This is a genomic window from Providencia sp. PROV130 (assembly GCF_028482225.1).
GTDB lineage: Bacteria > Pseudomonadota > Gammaproteobacteria > Enterobacterales > Enterobacteriaceae > Providencia > Providencia rettgeri.
Genome location: NZ_JAMPQC010000032.1, coordinates 26,976 through 49,064, shown reverse-complemented (window position 1 = coordinate 49,064; position 22,089 = coordinate 26,976). Strand labels below are relative to the sequence as shown.

General features: G+C 41.7%; 16 protein-coding genes. 2 read left to right on the top strand and 14 right to left on the bottom strand.

The window, feature by feature from the left end; genetic code table 11:
* Positions 1 to 79: 79 nt before the first annotated feature.
* The 9 genes from PSF28_RS20485 to PSF28_RS20445 form a co-directional block, all read right to left on the bottom strand.
* Positions 80 to 1,378: a c-type cytochrome gene (locus PSF28_RS20485; protein WP_210836796.1), complete on the bottom strand. Its 1,299-nt coding sequence runs from the start codon at positions 1,376 to 1,378 to the stop codon at positions 80 to 82.
* Positions 1,371 to 3,647: a xanthine dehydrogenase family protein molybdopterin-binding subunit gene (locus tag PSF28_RS20480; protein WP_272685577.1), complete on the bottom strand. Its 2,277-nt coding sequence runs from the start codon at positions 3,645 to 3,647 to the stop codon at positions 1,371 to 1,373. The genes PSF28_RS20485 and PSF28_RS20480 overlap by 8 nt, the downstream gene beginning before the upstream one ends.
* The gene (locus PSF28_RS20475) at positions 3,644 to 4,117 is read right to left on the bottom strand and encodes a (2Fe-2S)-binding protein (RefSeq protein ID WP_198641354.1); all 474 of its coding nucleotides are present in this window, start codon (positions 4,115 to 4,117) and stop codon (positions 3,644 to 3,646) included. Before PSF28_RS20475 ends, PSF28_RS20480 begins: the two co-directional genes overlap by 4 nt.
* Before the next feature lie 381 nt (positions 4,118 to 4,498).
* Complete coding sequence (locus PSF28_RS20470) at positions 4,499 to 5,818, bottom strand: cytochrome c (RefSeq protein WP_247605300.1); 1,320 nt, start codon at positions 5,816 to 5,818, stop codon at positions 4,499 to 4,501.
* Between the two features lie 11 nt (positions 5,819 to 5,829).
* Complete coding sequence (locus tag PSF28_RS20465) at positions 5,830 to 6,396, bottom strand: (2Fe-2S)-binding protein (protein ID WP_004260707.1); 567 nt, start codon at positions 6,394 to 6,396, stop codon at positions 5,830 to 5,832.
* The gene (locus PSF28_RS20460) at positions 6,393 to 9,311 is read right to left on the bottom strand and encodes a xanthine dehydrogenase family protein molybdopterin-binding subunit (RefSeq protein ID WP_210836801.1); all 2,919 of its coding nucleotides are present in this window, start codon (positions 9,309 to 9,311) and stop codon (positions 6,393 to 6,395) included. The genes PSF28_RS20465 and PSF28_RS20460 overlap by 4 nt, the downstream gene beginning before the upstream one ends.
* A 427-nt stretch (positions 9,312 to 9,738) precedes the next feature.
* A complete protein-coding gene (locus PSF28_RS20455; RefSeq protein WP_210840360.1) occupies positions 9,739 to 10,974 on the bottom strand; it encodes a c-type cytochrome in 1,236 nt (411 codons plus the stop codon).
* Positions 10,971 to 11,522: a (2Fe-2S)-binding protein gene (locus PSF28_RS20450; RefSeq protein ID WP_210840361.1), complete on the bottom strand. Its 552-nt coding sequence runs from the start codon at positions 11,520 to 11,522 to the stop codon at positions 10,971 to 10,973. The genes PSF28_RS20455 and PSF28_RS20450 overlap by 4 nt, the downstream gene beginning before the upstream one ends.
* On the bottom strand, positions 11,519 to 14,314 hold the full coding sequence (locus tag PSF28_RS20445; RefSeq protein WP_272685576.1) for a xanthine dehydrogenase family protein molybdopterin-binding subunit: 2,796 nt from the start codon (positions 14,312 to 14,314) through the stop codon (positions 11,519 to 11,521). The genes PSF28_RS20450 and PSF28_RS20445 overlap by 4 nt, the downstream gene beginning before the upstream one ends.
* Before the next feature lie 192 nt (positions 14,315 to 14,506).
* On the opposite strand from PSF28_RS20445, the gene PSF28_RS20440 reads away from it, so the two are divergent.
* Together PSF28_RS20440 and PSF28_RS20435 are read left to right on the top strand one after the other, a co-directional pair.
* Positions 14,507 to 15,070: a nucleotidyltransferase family protein gene (locus PSF28_RS20440; RefSeq protein ID WP_004913840.1), complete on the top strand. Its 564-nt coding sequence runs from the start codon at positions 14,507 to 14,509 to the stop codon at positions 15,068 to 15,070.
* Positions 15,071 to 15,079: 9 nt separating this feature from the next.
* Complete coding sequence (locus PSF28_RS20435) at positions 15,080 to 16,090, top strand: XdhC family protein (RefSeq protein WP_109912020.1); 1,011 nt, start codon at positions 15,080 to 15,082, stop codon at positions 16,088 to 16,090.
* 69 nt (positions 16,091 to 16,159) lie between these two features.
* Here PSF28_RS20435 and PSF28_RS20430 read toward each other — a convergent pair whose 3' ends face one another.
* The 5 genes from PSF28_RS20430 to gltS form a co-directional block, all read right to left on the bottom strand.
* Positions 16,160 to 17,821, bottom strand: a complete 1,662-nt coding sequence (locus PSF28_RS20430; RefSeq protein WP_210838073.1) for an alpha-keto acid decarboxylase family protein — start codon at positions 17,819 to 17,821, stop codon at positions 16,160 to 16,162.
* A 256-nt stretch (positions 17,822 to 18,077) separates the two neighbouring features.
* On the bottom strand, positions 18,078 to 18,431 hold the full coding sequence (locus PSF28_RS20425) for a RidA family protein (RefSeq protein ID WP_004913831.1): 354 nt from the start codon (positions 18,429 to 18,431) through the stop codon (positions 18,078 to 18,080).
* Between the two features lie 2 nt (positions 18,432 to 18,433).
* Complete coding sequence (locus tag PSF28_RS20420; protein WP_272685575.1) at positions 18,434 to 19,675, bottom strand: D-amino acid dehydrogenase; 1,242 nt, start codon at positions 19,673 to 19,675, stop codon at positions 18,434 to 18,436.
* Between the two features lie 56 nt (positions 19,676 to 19,731).
* Positions 19,732 to 20,640, bottom strand: a complete 909-nt coding sequence (locus PSF28_RS20415; protein WP_272666486.1) for a LysR family transcriptional regulator — start codon at positions 20,638 to 20,640, stop codon at positions 19,732 to 19,734.
* 212 nt (positions 20,641 to 20,852) lie between these two features.
* Positions 20,853 to 22,058 (bottom strand): sodium/glutamate symporter, encoded by a 1,206-nt coding sequence (gene gltS, locus PSF28_RS20410; protein ID WP_210838077.1) that lies wholly within the window; start codon positions 22,056 to 22,058, stop codon positions 20,853 to 20,855.
* Positions 22,059 to 22,089 lie beyond the last annotated feature (31 nt).

Below are 22,089 nucleotides of genomic sequence, written 5' to 3'. Positions count from 1 at the left end.
TCTCATTTTCTTGAGGAGATATAAATAGCGTAAATAACAGTCATATCTATGACTGTTATTTACGCTAAAGATGAACGGATTATTTAGCTGCTGTTTCCGCGCGTAGTTGGCTAACTTGTTGTTCCAAATCAGGCCATGGTGACTTGTCGGTAAACGTTGTTCTTAGGTAATTTAAGAGTACTGCTATTTGCTGATCACTTAAATTATGACGAAAAGCAGGCATGCTACCAAGCCCTTCTGTTGCCTCATACTCGATTCCATTTAATACAACGCGAATGGCATTATCTGGGGTATCTGCATAAAGATTCGTATTTAAGGCTAAAGCGGGTCGTACACCTGACATTTGCGCACCTTTCGTTTGAGCGTGGCATGCCATACAAGCCCCTGAATATAACCTTGCCCCTTCAGAAGAGAGTGGTTCAATTTTATCTTCTGTTTGCTGTACGATTGTTACGGCTTGCGATGTGACCTGCGGATGATCAACTTCAGAAGTCAAATAGGTTGCAATAGCTTGTCTATCTTCTTCGGTTAGTTGAGAGGTTCCTTCTCTGATAACTGGTGCCATCGGGCCTGCTGCGACACCATGGTTAGCCGAGAATCCTGTACGCAAAAACTCTGCCATATCCTGATGGCTCCAAGCAACAGGTGAGGCTTGGTCACCTCGCAGCGCTGGTGCACTCCATCCTTCAGCATCTCCACCCATCAAGTGGCTATCTCCGCCTTTTTCACCAAATAAAATATCACGTGGGGAGTGGCAAGCGCTGCAATGGCCGAGCCCTTCGGTAAGGTATGCACCTCGGTTCCATTCATCAGTTTGTGAACTGTCTGGTTCGATTGGCCCGGCGGTTAAATACAGCTGATTCCATGCCCAAATTCCTTGGCGAATATTAAAGGGAAAGTTTAACGATGTCTTTGGTGGTTGATAACGAACGGGTTTTTGGCTCATTAACCATGCATAGAGATCATATAAATCATCATCGGAAGTATGAGTAAAAGCCGTGTAAGGGAATGCAGGGTATAAATAATTCCCTTCACGATCAACACCATAACGCATAGCCCGTTCAAATGCCTCATATGACCAGCTACCAATCCCTGTTTCTATATCAGGTGTTATATTTGTGGTGTAAATCGTGCCGAAGGGGATTTCCATCGCAAAACCCCCGGTATTTGTCTCACCGCCAGGCCGTGTATGGCAAACGGCGCAATCACCTAGTGCCGCTAATTTTTCACCACGGGCAATTTGAGCGTCAGTAAAACTTTGTGTCGAATTAGTGTGTAATGGCTTAATGGCAGATTGCCAACTCAGTGCAAGCCCCCCCACCGCAACAATAACGATAGCGAGCGCACTGTAGCCAAATAGTTTTTTTGCCTTACTCATGAGCCACTCCTTGGTTTTTTGCAGCTATATCTAATGCTCGCAGAATACGTTCAGGGGTAAATGGAACTTCCCGCATACGTACACCTAATGCATCAAATAGCGCATTTGCTACCGCGGCAGCGCTTGGCACCGATGCAGATTCACCCGCTCCCATAGGGGGTTCATTGGGATATTCCATTAATTGAATGTCAATTTCGGGTAACTCATCGAAACGTAGAATAGGGTATCCGCCCCATTCAAGGGAGGTTGTGCCTGATTTATCAAAGGTGGCAAACTCTTTTAATACCCGGCTACAGGATTGAATAATGTTTCCATGGACTTGGTGTTTAACGCCATCTGGGTTAACCATTTGGCCACAATCATGGGCGACATAGACTTTTTTGATAAGCACTTGTCCTGTTCGGCGATTAACAGTTAAGTCGCAGACCCAAGCTGCCCATGCAGCACCAAAACCCGGAAATTTACTGTGGAAATAACGCGCCCAGGCAAACCCTCGACCACTCACAATTTCTTCGGTGACAGGGGATGGTTTTTGATGCATCGGCCCATCAACCCAATTCGCCTGTTTTTTTACAGCACTAATTAAAGCGATAGCTCGAGGATCATCTAAATATTTCAAGCGGTATGCTATAGGATCTTGCTGTGCTAAATAAGCAACTTCATCAATCCAAGATTCATGGGCAAATACATTTGGGAGCGCTGAAACTCCGCGCATCCAAGATGCCCTAACAACAGGCGCGGTATCTTTAGCAATAACGCGCATATGTGGGTATCGATATTGAGGGATAGCCGTGCGGTCTCCCATCTGTTGAATATCCGGTTTATTTTCTTTTTTCCCAGTTAAAATCAACGATAAAGTAGCGGCGTTATTTGATGGATAACGAGTACTGAGTTCGTAAGCGCTGACATCATTATTTTGATCAATTCCCCCTCGAATTTTAATCAATTGCCCGGTGCCTTTTGGCTCCCAACCCGCTTCTTGTTCTCGCATTAATTGCACTCGTACAGGTCGTCCTGTCGCTTGAGACAGTAAAACGGCATCGGCTGCCACGTCATCAGCACAGTTACGACCATAGCACCCTGATGCTTCCATGCGATGAATGTGTATTTGATATAGGTCTCTATCGAGTTGTAGTGCTAAATCTTTTCGCAGGTCATGAGGGTTTTGTGTGCCTGACCAGACATCGACTTTATCGCCGCGGACATCCGCGATAGCGCAAGATGGTCCAATTGATGCGTGTAAATGGTATGGCCAAACATAGTCTGCATCTACGGTTTTATGTAAATTGGCTAAGGCGCTGTCAACACCGTCATCATCTCGCAATATCCTATCTTGGCTGGGTAATCTATCAAGAGTGTCATGAAGCTTATCGAGGGTTAAATCGGGTAATCCTTGCCATTCTTTCCATTGGATTTTTAACTGACGCATAGCGTCTATCGCTTGTTCTTCACGTTCTGCAACGACACCAACAAAGTCATTGATGCGTACAATTTTTACAATGCCTTTTAGGTGAGCAATTGAACTTTCATCAATCGAAAGCAAACTATTTCCAAGTGGTGCGCTACTGTCTGTACCTGCATAAGGGGGGCGAATAACTCTGCCATGTAACATATCAGGTACTCGCATATCATGTACCCAAGTCAACTCACCTGTTACTTTTGCACGAATATCTACGCGTTGAATCGGCTTTCCGACATAAATAGCCTCAGAAACAGGTTTTAAGGTTACGTTTTCATCTAATTCAAAATGGAGATCTTGTCCTTTTGCCAATTGCGCATAACTCAAACGGCGTTCAGGTTGGGTGGTGACAAAAACATATCCATGCTCTGCTCGAACAGTTTCTATTGGTACATTTAACGCTTTTGCAGCAAGAGATGTTAGTTGTATGCGAACTTGAGCAGCAGCATGGCGTAAGGGGATAGACGTGACCTGAATGGTCGCACTGGCGATAGTCGGCCCTTGATCTGGTGTGCTTTGCGGGTCTCCGAGTATCATCGTCACTGATTCAAAAGAGACACCAATTTCATCAGCAACAATTTGTGCAAGTGAGGTACGAATTCCTGTCCCTAAATCCACGTGACCATTAAATGCAGTCACCGAACCATCAGCGGCAAGAGCAATAAAACTATCGACATAATTCAGAGGAATAGCTGCATTTTTGTTTGGTATTTTTTCTGCTGCAAATGAAATAGAAGGCAACATGTTACTGACAACGATGAGCCCACCAGCTTGCAGCAGACGGCGTCGAGTGATATCTAAAATACTCATGCTTTACCACCTTGTGCGATGATCATTTTAGCTTTTTTAGCGGCTTTTAATATTTCTACATGGGTTCCACAACGGCATAAATTAAAAACGAGTTCTTTTTTTATCTCTTCTTCACTTGCATTAGGGTTACGTTTAAACAGAGCAACCAATGTCATTATCATGCCATTCGTACAATAACCACATTGTGCTGCTTGCTCATCAATAAATCCTTGTTGCACGGGATGGAGTGTCTCGCTATCACTAATGCCTTCTAGCGTGGTAATTTTTCTATTTTCTACTGTTGATACCGGTGTTGAGCACGAGCGAACGACTTTGCCATCAATAAGTACACTACAAGCGCCACACTCGCCTAAACCGCAGCCATATTTGGGGCCATTGAGCTTTAAATCATTACGTAATACGTAAAGAAGTGGTGTTGATGGAGAAATATTGCTTAATTCAATCCATCTTCCATTGATATTTAGTTGCATATATTTTCCTTTCACATTGCTAATCACAATAAATGATAATTTAATGTTATTATTTGTATATTAACTATAACATAGGTTATTAATTTGAGTTGTGACTGTATGTGCTGGGGGAAATTTTTGTTAGGCATTTAGTAAGTGATTGTTAATGAGGGATAATATTGGAAAATACTCATGGATTGCGTGAATGTTTGAGTCAGGTGATGTGAGAGGAAACCCAGTTTATATATTGGTTTTCTTTTAATAGAAATAAGCGAATATCTTTAATTTGAAATTCTTATTTAATGTGAGGTACGTTGATATATTTCACTTGAATGTATCAATGAAAATAATTATGTCGCTTCCCTTCAATAAATAAGTTATTTGAAGAGAAGCGACGAATGATTACTGCGCCGCTTTTTTCAGTTTCTCAACTTGTTCGGCGGTGACGGGTTTACCTTGTCCCCCCCATTCGGCGCGCGCCCATGATATTAAATCTGCCATTTCTTGTGGCGTTAAATCATCAGCAAAACTTGGCATCGCATACATACGTTGCCCATTTGGGAAAGTGGTGGTTGGAATACCCGTTAATACTACACTGATAAAGGTTTCGGGGCTGTCCATCGCTAAGATGGCGTTACCCTTTAATGCTGGAATGCCATTTGGCACGCCTTCTCCGGTGATCCCGTGGCAGCCTGCGCAGGTAGACATATACATTAAGCGGCCAGTTTCCATGATTTGACTGACATTACCTACTTCTGGTGAGTTTGCTTCTGGCAATGGTGCAGGCGAAGCTTTGGCACCAAGTATTTTTCCTTGTTTATCCGTCATTAAATAAATCGCCATGTCATCAACATCGCTTTTTTTCATCTGACTAGTCGAAAAATGAGTTACTGTGCTCATATCTGCAAATGCAGAGCCTTGTGGGGCATTACCTGTAAGTAAAAACTGGCTCAAAGAGGCGGTATCGTACCCATGTTTGGAAAGCGCTTCGGCCGTGATATCAGGGATCGCTAAGCCGGCTTCTTCTCCCCCTTGAAGTGACCGTGAAAACTCGACACCCATCATTAAGTTACGTGGTGAGTGACAAGCGCCGCAGTGCGCTAGACCTTCAACAATATAAGCACCTCGGTTCCACTCAGCAGAACGCTGTGGGTCATGGGGCGCATTTTGTTTAGGGAAATTGAGCAAAGTCCAGAAGTTCATAAATGGGCGAACGGGTAGGACAAATACGCCAGTATTTTCTTTGTTTGGCACATTAATTGGCGGAAGTGACATCACATAAGCATACAGGGCATCAATATCATCCGATGTCGTCATATGGGTAAATACAAACGGCATGGCAGGGTAGAGATTACCTCTTTCTTTGCCAATACCGTCTTTCAAAGCACGATGGAAATCAGCACGGGTATAGTTACCGATACCAAATTGCTTATCAGGCGTTATATTTGTGGAGTAAATGGTGCCGAAAGGGGTTCCGATAGCACGCCCGCCCGCGGCCAATGGCCCTTCAGGTAATGAGTGGCAACCAAAGCAATCTCCAGCGGTTGCTAGTTCTTGCCCTCTTGGCAGTAATTTGGCGACTTCTTCTGAAGTCAGCGGTTTATCTAAATTAGGGCCGATACTGGAAGTACGAAAAGCACCAAATAGGATCGCAAGCATTAATACGATGAATAATAAGATAATAATATAAATGCTTTTACGTAGAGAGCTGGATTTAGCCATGATATTTCTCCCTAGTCGATCACGCAGCCGGGAGTGTCGAGAGCGACTTTCCTCACAGCTTCATAATAGCGTACATAACCTGTACAACGGCAAATATGCTCATTGAGGGCTTCTTCAATCGCATGTTCGAGTTGGTCTCGCTTCACTGGGTTTTTCTTCAGTTTATCAAGAAATACTGTCGCACCCGTGACGAAACCGGGGGCACAATAGCCGCACTGGAATGAAAAATTTTCGATAAAAGCTTGTTGAATTGGCGTTAATTCAACGACTTTGCCTTGTTCATCCAGTTTGGCTTGCCCTTCGATGGTAACAATATTTTTATTGTTGAAATAATGGGCGCCAAAGATACAGGTACGGCTTTCAACCGTTGTGCCATCGGGCTGAATTTCCATAATGGTGCAAGCATGACAAATGCCTTGGCCGCAACCAAAGTGAGTACCGGTGAGGTCAAGGTATTCATGTAGAAACTCAATCATTGGCATCCCAACAGGGACATCAATAGGACCAATTTTTTGACCGTTAATAGTCAGTGTTAGTGGCTTGCGCTCAATAATCGGAACGGCATTGTTGATTTTCATGAGAGTGCCTTTTTAATTTTATCTACCGTGATAGGGAATTCATAGAAACGCTTGCCTGTCGCATGGGTTAATGCGTTACTCGTCGCAGGTAAGATTGGGATCATCCCCAGTTCAGCCATGCCTTTTGGTGGTGAAGTTTCTGATAGCGGAGGTAAGTAATCAATGGTTTGCTGCCAAACCGCAACATCTTTTGCACGTGGCAGAACATAGCGATTAAAGTTCCATGTTCCGTTACCTGGCCCATCTTCATACAGTGGCAATTCTTCCATCAATGCGTGGCCAATACCCATGGCGGTACCCCCTTGAATTTGGCCTGAAACCAATTCAGGGACAATCATCGTACCGGGGTCCATAATCATATGATGGCGCATGACATCGACCTCACCCGTCATGGTATTGACGTTGAGTTCAACGAGGCAAGAAGCGGGTGTGACCGTTGTTGGATCTGCTTTTGCGCGTTGTGTTGGTGGATAATAGGCAATTTTACGTTTAATAAAATGGTAACCGCCAGTGGTCATCTGTTTTTTCAGTTCTTGTGGCGCACCCTCGCCATAACGAACGGATATTGCATCGAGAGGGAGATTCTTTAAACCCACAGTCGGGATATCGAACTCTGCGCGAGCCCACTGCCAGCTTGAATAGCCGTGAACAGCAACCCCGGTGATGAGCCCCATCTCATGGGCTCTTTTGGCTAAAATGTCAAAAGGAATGGGCTTCATTCCGCCGCCACCAATACCATCTGGCCCGACACGAATGTCTGCAAATTCAACATTTAAGCCGTTGAAAGCACCGCCACCAGGGCCTTCGCTCCAAATGCTTTTGGCTGCAGGCCATAGGGTATTTTCCAATAAGAAATGGCCCGCTTGGCGTGTACCAAACCCAATATAATAAACACCACTCGATGAACTCATGTCAGGGATCAGCGCAGGTGTCCAGTAGGGATCAGTTTTGGACAGCTCGTCTTGTTTTTTCTGATCTGCCCAACTGGTTTTGAGTGGCAGTTCTGCAAATTCAGTTACCCCAAACTCAACCACATCAGGGGCTTTGCTGAGTGCTTGCCACACCATCACTTGCTGTGCGGTTGTACCACCAGTACCAATTTCTTGCATACAATGGCGCATGGTTAGCTTGCCATTGATATCAAACTCAAGAGAAAGAATCGTTGGGACACCACTAGACCCATAAACTTGCTGTACTTGCGCAAAGCCAACACCATATAGCTTACCGGGGTTTTTCGCTTCATAATCGACTTTGTTTTTCTCACGATCGACCCAAATCGGGTGTTTTTCCGCAAGATTTAGCATTTCGACATTGCGTGGGTCACCGGCTATTACACCACCTTGTGTATTTGGGTAGCCTTCTAAAATGGCATTACGGCGGCGCAGTTCAATCGGGTCTATATTGAGGTTGTGAGCGATTTCATCGACCATCAATTCAGTGACTGCCATTGATTGCAAGGAACCAAAGCCACGCATTGAGCCCGCTTCGACAGCCGGAGTGGCCATGGCGAGAGCGGTAAGGTCAGATTTAGGGAAATAATAAATAGATTGGGCACCACGTACCGCAACGTGCGATACGGCCACGGAGAGGTTCTCACGACCTCCACCATTACAGTTATAAGTGCCTTTTAATACATCAAATTTACCCGTTTTTTTATCACCAATAATGGTGACATCCATCTCAATGGAGTGACGTTTCATCCCCATTTGGAATTGTTCATAGCGGTCATTTGCCATGCGAACAGGCAAGCCATCAGCATAGAAACTGGCGACCATGGAATAGAAAGGAAAAACCGAATAGTCTTTTGAGCCATAACCGACGGTCGAACCAGTTAATAGCACAATGTTCTCGACGGAAAAATGTTTGTTGTGCTTCGATAACTCAGCAGCGGCGTTGACGACTCCTGCGGGAGACTGTGTCGCGGTTAAGATATGCAATGTTTTGGTTTGTGCGTCATACCAAGTATTACAGTTATCTGGCTCCATCGCACAAGGGTCAATGGATTGTGAAAAACCATGGCGCTCAATCACAAATTTATCGGGATTCTGGCGAGCAGCTGCGATTTCTTGCTCAATTTGTCGTGCGTAATCCATCGCTTTTTCTTGTTTATCAGGACTTTTTTCTGCCTGATGAAGGGCTTGAATAAAACCACCACCACGATCTTTACGGATCACTGGTGGAATAGAAATGGCGTGTTTGGGGTCATAAGGTGGCCAAATAGGCGTATTACCATCGAACCCGCCTTTAATACCTGAATCTTGATAAGGGGAAAAGATAGAAGGCGAAAGCGGGGTGTAGCCACCAATACGCACATATCGTGCTGCACCGTAGTTAGCGGGCGGTTTTGGCCCTGTCACCGTTCCATATTTTACGGTATTTGTCGCAAAGCGTAACATCCGCTGCGCTGCACTGTATTTATCGAAATCATGATAAATCAAGATAGCAACTGGGTGGCCAATAATTGGCGGGGTATCCCCTAGAGGCACTAGAATATTAGTGCCATAGAAGCCTTTCCCCATGCTGGTGTCTTGAGGAATATTCAAGCCATCACGGATAAGGTCTTCTTGTAAAACAACTTTATCAGGCTGTAAATTTGGACCTAACATTGAAATATCAATACCTTCAAAGGTTTTATCTGCCTCTGTTGCTTTTAACATAAAGGCATAGCTTTGTTTTTTAGGCCAGCCAGGGATGTCTTTAGCGCGGTAATCACGAGCAAAATTTTTACGGCCAGTGACCTTTTCAACGCCATCCCAGCGAAAACGTGCTTTACCATTTTGACCAATCCAATCGGTTGATGGAGAGTCAGAGTCGAGCTCCATTGCTATCGCAAAAGGGAGTTTGCCGACCATCACTGCAATGCCCGCAATAGTGCCTAATTTGATAAAATTGCGTCTAGAAATATGTCCCGACATAGTGTACTCCCTGATTATATTTTTAGGGTTTTTTATTATGAACAATGGAGATAAATAATACTTTTTAGCCATGCACTGTAAGATTGTTTTATTTCGATTAAATTGGCTCACAATTCGATGACTAATATCAGATAGCTCAGTAAGTTACATAAATAGTATGGGTATCTGTATTGATATATCAAGAACGAGTAAAGGGATTTAGATAAGAAAGTGAATAATACTGTTGGAGTCATCTTAATATGACAGTATTGAATAAAATAACTGAATTTTATTCAAATGTAATTTATTTAAATGATAGTAGTTCTTATTAATGAATAATTAAATCAATATATATTTTATTATATAAAGCATATTATTATATGGACATTAATTAGAGAATTATCTGGCTCGTTAAATATTAACAAGCCAGATAGTTCATTTTTCGTCATTATTGACGCAAAGATTTAATCTGCTCTGGGGTGACATCCGCAGGTTGTCCTCCCCATTGAACGCGAAGGAAGTTCACTAAGTTGCTAATTTGTTGGTCATTTAGCTTATTGGCAAACCCGGGCATACTTTGCATGTTTTGGTTATTAGGGAATGGTTGCTCAGGCAAACCATCTAAAATCGCATTAATTAGGTTAGTGCTATCCGCATCACGCAATGTCGAATTTCCTTTCATTGCCACCGCCACATTCGGTTTACCACTGCCATCATAGGAGTGGCAACCTGAGCAGGTTTCTAAATAAATTTGGCGTCCTTGAGCGTTACCTTCCCCCATTCTTAATGGCGAAGTTGCTGGTGGGTTATCGCCCATTAAATAGGTGGCTATAGCGCTATTATCCTCTGGGGTTAAATGTTGTGAACTCAGATAAATTACAGGGTGCATATCACTGTAGGCGGAACCTTGCGGAGCGAGCCCAGTCATGAAAAACTGCTGTAAATCTTCTTTTGTCCATCCTCGCTCTGCAAGCGCTTTTGGGGTAATATCCGGCGCCACAAAACGACCTAACGCACCGCCTTGCATAAAGTTATCTAAATCCATTTCACCCAGTTTTCCTCTTGGCGTATGGCATTCAGCACAATGCTCTAATACGTTAACTAAATACCGACCACGTAGCCATTCAGGGGAGCTACCTTGTGAGCTATCTGGGAGTGGCTTATCATTAAAAAACAATAAATTCCAGCCAATCATGGCCATACGTTGGTTTAGTGGGAATGGCAATGAATTTTCAGGTGGCGCGACATCAACCGCTGGTTGGCTCATCAAATAACTGTAAATAGCGTCAGAATCTTCACGAGTGATCCCTTTGTAAGACGTATAAGGCATTGCTGGATAAAGATTTTTACTCGGTGGAGAGATACCTTGGGTCAGTGCTTTATAAAACTCATCTTTTGTCCAGCGGCCGATACCAAAGTCGGCTGAAGGGGTTAAGTTACTGCTGTAGATAGTACCAAATGGGGTATCGAGTGGAAAACCACCGGCTAATGGCGCGCCATCAGCACTGGTGTGGCACGCAGCGCAGTCACCGGCAAGGGTGAGATAACGACCTCGCTCAATTTCCTGAGGTGTCGCTGTCACTTTTTGTACCGGACCATCTAAGGTACGGCTTTCATACCAATACAGCACCGCCCAAACGATGATAGCGATGGCTATCAACCATAAAATAATTCGTTTGATCATTTTATTGCCTCCTTGATAAGACCAGGAGTCGCTAGAACAACGTCACGTACCGCTTCATAATAGCGTACATAGCCTGTGCAGCGGCAAATATGGTTATTTAGGGCTTGCTTGATAGCCTCTTCTAAGTCCGCTTCTGCAACGGGGTTTCGCTGAAGTTCTTCAATAAACACGGTAGCCGCATTTACAAACCCTGGGGTACAGTAGCCACACTGAAAACTAAAATGTTCAACAAAAGCTTGCTGAACTGGGGATAATTTTACTTCCCCGTTTTCTTCTTTGGCGGCAGCCCCTTCGATAGTTCGAATACTTTTATTATTGAAAAAATGCGCGCCAGTAATACAGGTGCGGATCTCTTCGCTGGTGCCGGAAGGGTTATCTAAGATAACGACGCAAGCATGGCAGATCCCTTGGCCACAGCCTAGACGAGAGCCCGTTAGGTCAACATATTCATGAAGGAAGTCGATCATCATGAGGCCTTCAGGCACGTCCATTGGTCCATACTGTTGGCCATTAATGGTTAAAGTGAGGGGAAGGAAATTTAGGCTCATGATATTACCTCTAAAATGTCTTTTGCGCGTACAGGCAAATGCAAGAAATGATGACCAGTTGCATCTGCAATGGCATTGACGATGGATGAAACCACCGGGATCATAACAACCTCAGCAACACCTTTTGGCGGGTCTGTATCCGAAAGCCCTGGCAGGACTTCATTGGTTTGCTGCCAAACTGCAACGTCGCTGGCTAGAGGGAGATGATAACGGTTGAAGTTCCACGTCCCATTACCGGGACCATCTTCGTAGAGAGGTAAATATTCATGGAGGGCATGGCCGATACCCATAGCTAATCCACCTTGAATTTGCCCTGAAACCAGTTGTGGCACGATAAGATTACCGCACTCCACCACGCTATGGTGATTCAGCAATTCAACTTGTCCAGTTGCCTTATCAATGGATAGCTCACTCACGGTAGCGACTGCACTGTAGTAAGTGACTCCAGCATTATTTCTTTGTGTATCAGGGTAATAGGCTTTTTCGCGGTGGCAAACTTGGTATTCTTTATCGGCAAATCGTAGTGATAGCCCATCAATCGGTAAACGGCGAGTTTCACCCTGAATTGGGAAATCGGCTTCAGCCCATTGCCAGCGGTTAAATACGTGGCAGACTGCGCCAGTTACCCCACCCATTGCAAAAGTGCGTTCAATTAAGCGCGATAAACTAAGCACCTCGAGCCCATCAGCCGTTAAGCCTTCAGCAACCCAACGTGCATCTTCACGGCGAACAACTAGAGGGGCAGCTTGTCCGCCACCAATGCCTTCTTGCCAAATTGACATGGCAGCGGGCCATAACCCATGTTCAAATATAAGGCGTGCGGCTGCGTCTGTACTATGGGTGAAATAATAGGCTGAATTACTAGCGCTCGCCGGTGAGCAGTAATTCGGTGTCCATAATGGGTTTTGCGCGAGGTGGTTTTGCTCATCTTGTGACATGGCAAACGGGTTACCTGTCGACACCATAGGTAAAATTGACCAATCTACAACCGAAAAATGAGCTTGTTCCGCAGGCTTTCCTAACCACTTAGCGCAAACCACCGATTGGGACGTGGACATGCCCGTACCAATTTCTGCACCACTATGGTAAATAGCAATTTTACCCTCGGGGGTGAGTTCTACACGAGCAAAGGAGGATTCCGCACCTGTCCCGAAGTCTTTTTGCACACAAGAAATCCCAGTACCGAATAGTTTACCGCTATTTTTTGCTTCAAAATCAGCTTTACGCTTGGTTCTGTCAGTCCACATTGGATGGGCAGCGCAGCGGGTTAACACTTCATCGGCACGAATTGCACCGCCAGGGATTGCCCCTTGGGTATTTTTCATCCCAGACTTGATGATATTTTTAAGACGGAACTCAATGGGGTCGGCTTTGAGTAGTTTTGCAGCTTCTTCCATCAACATATCGGTTGCTGCCATGGCTTGTAAGGTACCATAACCGCGGGCTGAACCCGCATCCACGGCTCGTGATGCAATACCGACCGCAGATAAATCACTACGCGGAATGTAATAGATAGCTTGGGCGCCTGTTGCGCCAACCATGACAACGGAAGGTGTAAAATTACAGCGGCCACCGCCATCACCAATAAAAGACGCTGAAAGGGCTTCGATTTTCTGTGTTTTCTTATTCACCGCTAAGGTGTAATCCATATCAAAAGCATGGCGTTTGATGGTGGATTGAAATTGTTCATAGCGGTCATTAGCCAGACGAATAGGAACTCCGTCACCATATAACGTTGCCATCGCACCATAATACGGGAATGGGGTATGGTCTTTAGAACCATAACCAACTGTAAAACAAGGGTGTAGGAAAATTTGTTTAATTGGGAAATGCGATTTTGCCAGCATCTCGGGTAATGATTCCGCCACTTCCTGAGGGGACTGCGTAGGAATAACCAGATGGAATGACTGTGTTTTGGCGTCGTACCAACCGTTAGCGTTATCAGGCTCTAAGGCAGCAGTATCAATCGATTGAGAAAAGTATTTTCGTTTGATCACAAGCCAGTCTTCTGGCGGATTTTCCAACTGTTTGGCGAGTTCATCAGCATATAGCATGCCTTGTTGATCTAATTTCCCACCTTCACGGCCTTTTGGCCAAACGGGCAAGTGTTTTTTCATGCCAATAGGGGAGATTGGCATATCTTTTAGGCTTGAGTAAATATCAGGATCATAAGGATTTTCACTGCCAATTCGCACGCCACGGTAGCTTCCCCATGGGTCCCGTTCCAGTGGGCCGGTAAATGCACCGTATTGGATAACATCGTCACGGAATTTTAGGGTTTCTTTGGCAAAGCGGAATTTAGCAAAATCATGGTAAATCAATAATGCAACGGCTTGGCCAAGGTAAGCGGGGGTTTTCCCTTCCGGAAGCAATAAATCATCGCCATAAAATTCAGGGAAAGCGACACCATCTTTTTCTAAGTCGCTCGCGGTTACGATGCGGTCAGGCATGAGGCCATCTTTCAGCAGATCAAGATTAAAGCCTTGGTAAATTTTATCGGCTTGAGTTACGCGTAGTAAAAATGCATGACCTTGCTGTTTTGGCCAGTGAGGAATATCGCGTGCGCGAATATCTCTGGCAAAGACTTTCTCCCCTTGGACTTTGGCAAACCCATCAATACGAAATTTGATTTGCTTATCGACTGGATTCCAGTCAGGAGATTGAAGGATTTTTTCTTCGAATAGCACATCAAAAGCACGGCTATACAAAGGGGCTAAATAAACAGATATTCCCGCTATAACGGCACATTTTAGAAAGTGTCTGCGGGAGAGTTCGACATTGCTTTTGCTCATAATACACCCTTACACTTATTTTTATTACATCGGTATTTTTATTTTTATAGTTACATCAAAATTATTTGTATCACATTAATATTATACTTCTCTTAATAATTTTCAAATTAATGATAGGTAGTTCTTGTGATCTTACTGAATATACTTTATTTATGAGATACGCAATCAGTATATCGATTTAGAATAAAAACCATGAATATTTGTATTTTGATATTGGCAGCAGGAAAAAGTGAGCGTTTTCAAAACGCTGGAGGTAAAGGCAGTAAATTAAATTTTGGGCTAGGGAAAAGCACGGTATTTGAAAAAACACTTTTTAATTCAATAGATAGCGGAATTCCTATTCATGTAGTAACTCGGCCTGAGAATGAAGGCGTCATTAATAATTGTTTACAATTTAATATTCCATACTCATTGATAAATAGTACTGGGTTAGGTGATTCAATCGCATTTGGTGTTAAAAACACTTCAAATTTAGATGGGTGGATAATTCATTTAGCAGATATGCCATACATCAATAGTAGATTATTTATACGTATAGCAAATGAATTAAAACAACATACGTTAGTACGGCCAGTATATAATAGTTTACCGGGGCATCCAGTGGGAATATCTGCAAAATATTATTCAGATTTAATTAAATTGTCCGGCGATGAAGGGGCAAAATCAATATTACAGGATAATTTTGTCTATAAACTGGACATAAATGATGAAAATGTTGTGAAAGATATTGATTATCCAAGTGTTGATAACGAATAAGGGATGAATATGTTGCGTGAAGATGTTTTTGTTATCTCTCAAGCCGTTGCTTGGATAAAAGAGCAACCAATTTGGTTATGTACCGTATTAAATACCTATGGTTCTTCGCCGAGAAGCCCGGGTTCTTTGTTGGTTGCAAAACAGGACGGTCAATATATAGGTTCACTTTCTGGTGGATGTATTGAAGAGGATTTTATTCAGCGCATAAAAAATAATAATTATGTGAGTAGCAGCCAAGTTGTTCGCTATGGAAGAGGCGGGATTGAGACTAAAGTTAATTTACCCTGTGATGGTAGTTTAGATGTTTTGATTGAATATCTACCAAATAATGAAAAATCACTTAATTATCTCGTTGAGATCCAAAATGCGTTATTAGGTTATTCTGCCATTATCAAAAAAGTTCTATTGCCGCAGAGTGGTGAAATTCATATAGCTAATAAGTCAGAACAACCAACACAGATAGAACGTGATGGCGATAAAATTCAGTTATACATTGCGGCTCCTCCTCGCCTAATCATTGCAGGCATTTCCACTGTGGGGGCTTATTGCGCTAATTTTGCGTTAACATTAGGTTTTGAGGTCATTATTTGCGATCACCGAGAAGAAGAAATAGCGCGGTTTGCACCACAAATTCCATCTCAAGTTGAGGTTATTTCTTTATTTCCCGCCCGCTATTTAGAAGAACAGGGTTGCTCTCCAAATACCGCCATTGTTTCCTTAACCCATGATCCCCGTATTGATGATTTAACACTGATGGAGTCGGTTAATACAGATGCTTTTTACATTGGTGCAATGGGGTCAGTAAGAACTAGTGCTCGCCGTCGTGAACGGCTTATAGCATCCGGTGGGATGACGGAAGAGGAAATAGAACGCATTCATGCTCCGATTGGTATTCCAATTGGTAGTAAAACACCGCCAGAAATTGCTTTAGCGATAATGGCCGACATTGTTGCTTATAAAAATGGCGTGATCTCATCAGAGATTACATGTAAAACGAAAAAGTTAGTGAGTATAAATTAAATACAATGTAATTTTATTTCTAATAGCTCACGCCATTTTAGATGGCGGAGCTAGCTACAAACAATATAGTTAGTATATAGATGTAATAGCTTCTCCCATTTTTACTAAATACTTTGATGCGTCATACCTGTCTGTCATTATTTCAATGTAAGCTGCGCTATCGAGAGTTTCAATATGTTGTAAGGCATCATTGAGTTCATCGCAGGTTGTTACTTTTTGGCAATACCAATCATCGCACCCAAATGCCGAAGGTAGTTGTGCATAATTCCATTGAGTAACATCGTTATAATAATATTCAGGTTCTTTACAAAATAGTCGTTCGATAAGGTAGCCGTCGTTATTTAGAACAAAAATAATAGGCTTAAGCCCAAATCGTGAAAATTGACTAATTTCTTGTATTGTTAATTGGTGAGCACCTTCACCAGTTATTAAAATAAGACGGCTGGAGGGAGATGCTAAAGCTGCTCCTAATGCAGCAGGAGTGGCCCAGCCAATTGATCCCCATAAAGATTGAGAATGAAATGATGCCCCCTTAGGTAAAAGTGCAAATGATAAGCCCATGGTAAATGTTCCTGTATCACCAAATATAATATCGTTAGGCTTGAGCATTTTTTCTAAACGAGGGTATAAGAATGTTTCCGTTATTTCTTGTGTTTTTGAATTTATTGGTGTACCAAGTGATTGTGCTTTAGGGTAATTATTATGATAAAAATAATAATTAGAAGTTGATGTCAATTTATCTTTTAACGATGAGATGACATCCTTCATATAAATCTCATCGTAGCGTTGGCCACTAATCACAACGTAATTATCCATAATGTGTATTATGTTTCCCTCTTCAATATTAGAGGTGTAACAAGCAGTATTAAAATCTGACATTATAGTGCCGATATTTAAAACACAATCACAGTTTTCTACAAATGAAGTCACTTGTGGATTGATGAACTCCCCCGCATACATTCCAATATATTGTGTATTAGTTTCATCTAAAACACTCTTATCCATATAAAAGGTTGTATAGGGAATATTGGTTTTTTCGATAATAGTTTGTAAGCTTTTTTGTAATCCTAAACGTAGAGATATTGACCCTGCTAATAAACAGGGTTGCTGGCTATTTATTAATTTATTTAAGATGAGATGGATAATGTTTTTTAGTATTTCTGGATTGGTTTTTGGTATTAATGGAACCATATTATGAGGTGACTTAACTACAGTTTTTACAGCATAATCAGCAGGTAATCCAAAATAAACTGGGCGACGCTCGTGTAAGGCACAAGTGATTAATCGCTCTGTTTCTTCAATACAATTTTCTGGGGTTATAATGGCATGGGCGCAGACAATATGCTGGCTCATTTTATAGAAAACATCATAATCACCATCACCTAAAGAATGATGGTTAATTAGACGTTTTTTCTTTGATTGGCTTGGTGGCATTCCGACAAGATGAAATATCGGTAACCTTTCTGCATAGGAACCCGCTATTGCGTTGAGTGCGCTTAATTCGCCAACGCCAAATGTGGTTGATAATGCAGCGGCACCTTTTATTCGAGCATAGCCATCAGCGGCATAGGCTGCATTTAGTTCGTTACAATTACCAATCCAACGCTGTCGAGAACTAACACAAACAGCGTCATTAATAGGAAATGAATAATCACCAGGAACACCAAAAATATCTTCAATGCCTAAGTCATATAACTTCGATAAAATATATTCAATCACGGTTTCTTTCATTTAGTCTCTCCAGTTAATAATTATTTTTTCTTCATTTATAATTTTTTATTAGCTATTTATTTTTATTGAAATTGATTTGATAATAGTTAAGGAGGGTGAAAATGAAAGTCTTTATTTTATAATAAGTCTAACGAAATTGATTAAATTCATTATTTAATCGGATATTATAAAATTAAATAGAAGATTAAATTGGTAGAGTAATAAAAAGCAGTCAGCTTCACTGCTTTTTTATATTTAAAATATCACTAAACAGAGATCAACGCTGAGCCGCAATCACCATAATTTCAACAAGGACTTGCTCGCGTGCCATATTTGCTTCAACTGCTGCACGAGCTGGGCTATTTTCCACAGGCATCCAATTTTCCCATACTGCATTAAAGGCAGAGAAATCTCTCGCCATATTTTTAATCCAAACTTGAGCAGATAAAATTTGTGTTTTATTACTGTTGCTGGCTGCTAATAACGTATCAATTTTAGCTAAAACATCTTCAGTTTGCTGGGTAATATCACCTGTTAGGTCATTAGGTACTTGCCCTGATAAATAAACTATCCCTGCATATTCAACACTATCAGCTAAGCGTGGTTTCGGGTTGTTACGTTTGATGGACATGATTACCTCGTTAATCCAGTTAATGAAATTGGCGTTTTTTGTTCTGTAATTAATTGAGTCAATATTTCCGCGCTGCCTGCGGCAAGAGTAAATCCTAAACTACCATGTCCAATATTAAGCCATAAATTTTTATAGGTTGTTTTTCCTAATATCGGTGGGCCCTTTGGCGTTGAGGGACGTAACCCACACCAGCTTTCAGCATCGTCGATTTTAGGTAATTCAGGAAAGGTATGTTTAATAATCTTCTTAAGAGCTTGTATTCTATTTTCACGTAAGCCTTGGCTGTCATAACCAATATCAACCATTGCAGCAATACGTAATTGATCATTAAGTTTGGCATAGACAATTTTATTGCCGTAATCAGTGACGTTAATTTTCGGAACAATATGCTCAGCTTGCGGATATTTGACACTTAGACTATATCCTTTTAACCCTAAAATAGGGACATTAATATTCAGAGGTTTTAATAACTCGCGGCTACCATTACCTGCGCAAACAATAAAATCATCAGCTTGGATAGTTCCCTGGTGAGTGGCTATTCCTGTAATGCTGTTATCTTGTGTAATGAAAGATTTAACACTGTGCTGCAAACAAAGCTTAAATTGCGGTTGCATGAGTAAATATTGCAGTAGATTTTTGCAAAATAAATAACAATCTGCACTCTCATCATCAGGAGCATATATTGCCCCGACTAGTTGAGACTGTATATTCTTTAAAGAAGGCTCTAGTTCAATAATTTCAGCGGGTGTTAATACTTTTTGAAATTGTTTATCAACCGTTTCACTGGCTTTTTGAAAACTTTTATGATCGCGATGGATAATTAATTTCCCTGATTTTTCCCAAGCAAAATCGGCAATATCACCATTGTTACGCCATTTATTCATTATTTCTTGGCTTAGGAGCGATAAACGTAAAAGGTGGGTACCATTAATTTTATTGGTTTTACGGTTACAAGCTAATGTAAATTGCGCTAGCCAAGACCACTGTTGTAATGAAGGCGTTATTTTTAAATTTAAGGGGGAGTCATTTTTCCCCATCCAACGTAGGCCTTGTAAAGGAACGCCTGCATCAGCAAGAGGAGAAACATAGCGATAGCTGAGTTGCCCACCGTTAGCAAAACTGGTGTGCATACCGACATCTGTATCAGATTCAACTAATGTTACGGTTTGGCCTGCTTTAATTAATGCATAGGCGGTGCTTAAACCAATCACACCAGCTCCAATAACCACCACATGTTTAGTCATAATAATCCGTAACCCATAATAACCAAGATGTTATTATTTAACGGTGAATAAGCTAACTAAACAATTGAGTTTTCATTACCAGAGTATAACTTTTGGTTAACTACTTTATTTCTTTTTTCAAGTGTGGATGCCAAGGTATTAACATAATTCTGTGCAGCCTTAGTTAATGGTTTGTCTGCGCGATGAAAAACGGATACGGCAAGGTGTAAGCCTTCCTGTAAAGGGTAAATCATTGATTCAGGTAATGTATGTTCGGCTGAAAAAATATCGGTAATACTACAACCTAAACCAGCTTGGACAAATTCTGCGGCCATATGATAGGTATGCACACTAATATTTGATTCTGCAAACTCATGACGTTTTTGTAATAGCTGAGATAAAGAATCAGAGCCAGGGTGGATCCAACGCTCCTGGTCAATATCAGTGAGGGAGACTGGTGAGTGTAATGGTAATTTGCTATCCACATAAACTAATGGGATATCTGCAATAGGTAAAACCGTAATACCGCCTTCAATTTCAAGATTAAAGCCAATACCAATATCGAGATCTTGTTGGGTTAATAACTGCAGAATATCGGTTGTATGATGTGTACCGATCGTGAGTTTGATATTAGGGTGTTTTTTAATAAATTGAGCGGTCACTTCAGGTACTAAGTTTAGCCCTAAGCTAGGTAAGCAACCAATGGCTAATTTGCCTTGCGGGTCACGTGATAAATTTTGAGCTAAAATTCTGAGCTTATCTAAATTATGATAAACTTCCTTCGCTTCTTCAAATAGCAGGTTTGCCTCAGCTGTGGGAATTAGCTTTCCTCTAATTCTCTGGAATAGTACTAAGCCAAGTTGTTGTTCCGCATGTTTTAAGGCCTTGCTGGCAGCGGGTTGTGAGATATGTAAAACCTCTGCTGCACGAGTTAGAGAACCACAGGTCATGACCGCATAAAAAATATCGAGATGCCTTAATTTCATTTTAAGAAACCTATTATTTGCCTTTACTCACAGAAACCGACTATTGGTATTAATTCGCATATTCTACCGAATTAATACCAATTAATCTGAACAACTATTCATTTTGTGCTGAAAATGGTGAAAGGAAATTAAGCGGTTTAAATTAAATAGAGATAAAAAAGCGAAGGCCAGACTATATACTTAGGTTATAGCCTAGCCTTTATGATTGTGCACTAGGTAAAATACGTGCCGATTTCGATAAAGATTTTAATTAAGATACTATTTGAAATATCGACAATAAATGCCCCCACCATTGGCACGACTAAAAAGGCTTTATGGGAAGGACTGAATGCTTTAGTGACGGTCTGCATGTTAGCGATAGCGGTTGGTGTCGCACCCATTCCAAACCCGCAGTGCCCGGCACTAATAACAACGGCGTCATAATCTTTGCCCATCATTTTAAAGGTAACAAATGTAGCAAATAAAACCATAACCACCGTTTGTACAGCAATAATAATCAGAACAGGGCCTGCCATACTAGCGAGTTGACCGAATTTTAAGGACATTAGCGCCATTGCTAAGAATAATGACAAGGCTACACTACCTAAAACATCAACGGTAGGTTCAAAAACTTCATGTTTAAATACATGCGTTAGGACATTACGAATAATAATACCGACAAATAAGCACCAAACGAAGGTAGGTAATTGCACAACGGTATCTTTAAAAAACTCACTAATATAGCCACCTACAACAATACAGATAATTAGCATTGAGATGGTTTCAATAACATTATTGGCATTAATTTTACGTTTAACACTCGGTTGTTCGAAAGCTTCAACGATAGTTTCTTTTTCGAGTTCAGTGCTTTTAGGGATCGTAACTTTTTTCAATAAATGGCGAGCAACAGGGCCACCAATTAACCCACCGAGGACTAAGCCTAATGTTGCACACGCCATAGCTAATTCAACAGCACCTGTCACACCATATTTATCAGCTAATATTGGTCCCCAAGCCCCTGCATTGCCGTGGCCACCCGTAAGCGTGATTGAACCAGCAATTAAACCAATAAATGGACTTTCATTAAGCATGACAGCCATTCCCATACCAACGGTATTTTGAATAGCAATTAAGATAGTCACTGCGATCGTTAATAAGACAAGTGGCTTACCACCTTTTATTAAACGCGAAAAATCTGAGCTTAATCCAATTGATGAAAAGAACGTAATCATCAAAATGCTTTGTAGTGAAGCATCAAAAGTAAATGAATACCCTGCAGTTTTATCAACAATTAATAGAATGATAGCAACAATAAAGCCGCCAACAACGGCTTCAGGGATATGATTTTTTTGTAGAAAAGGTGTGTATTTGACAACAAACATACCAATCAACAGCGCCAAACAAGCGACTAATAAAGTGTAGCTGGCATCTAGGATCATTATTTTACCTCAAGTTAGTTTACCAGAACTT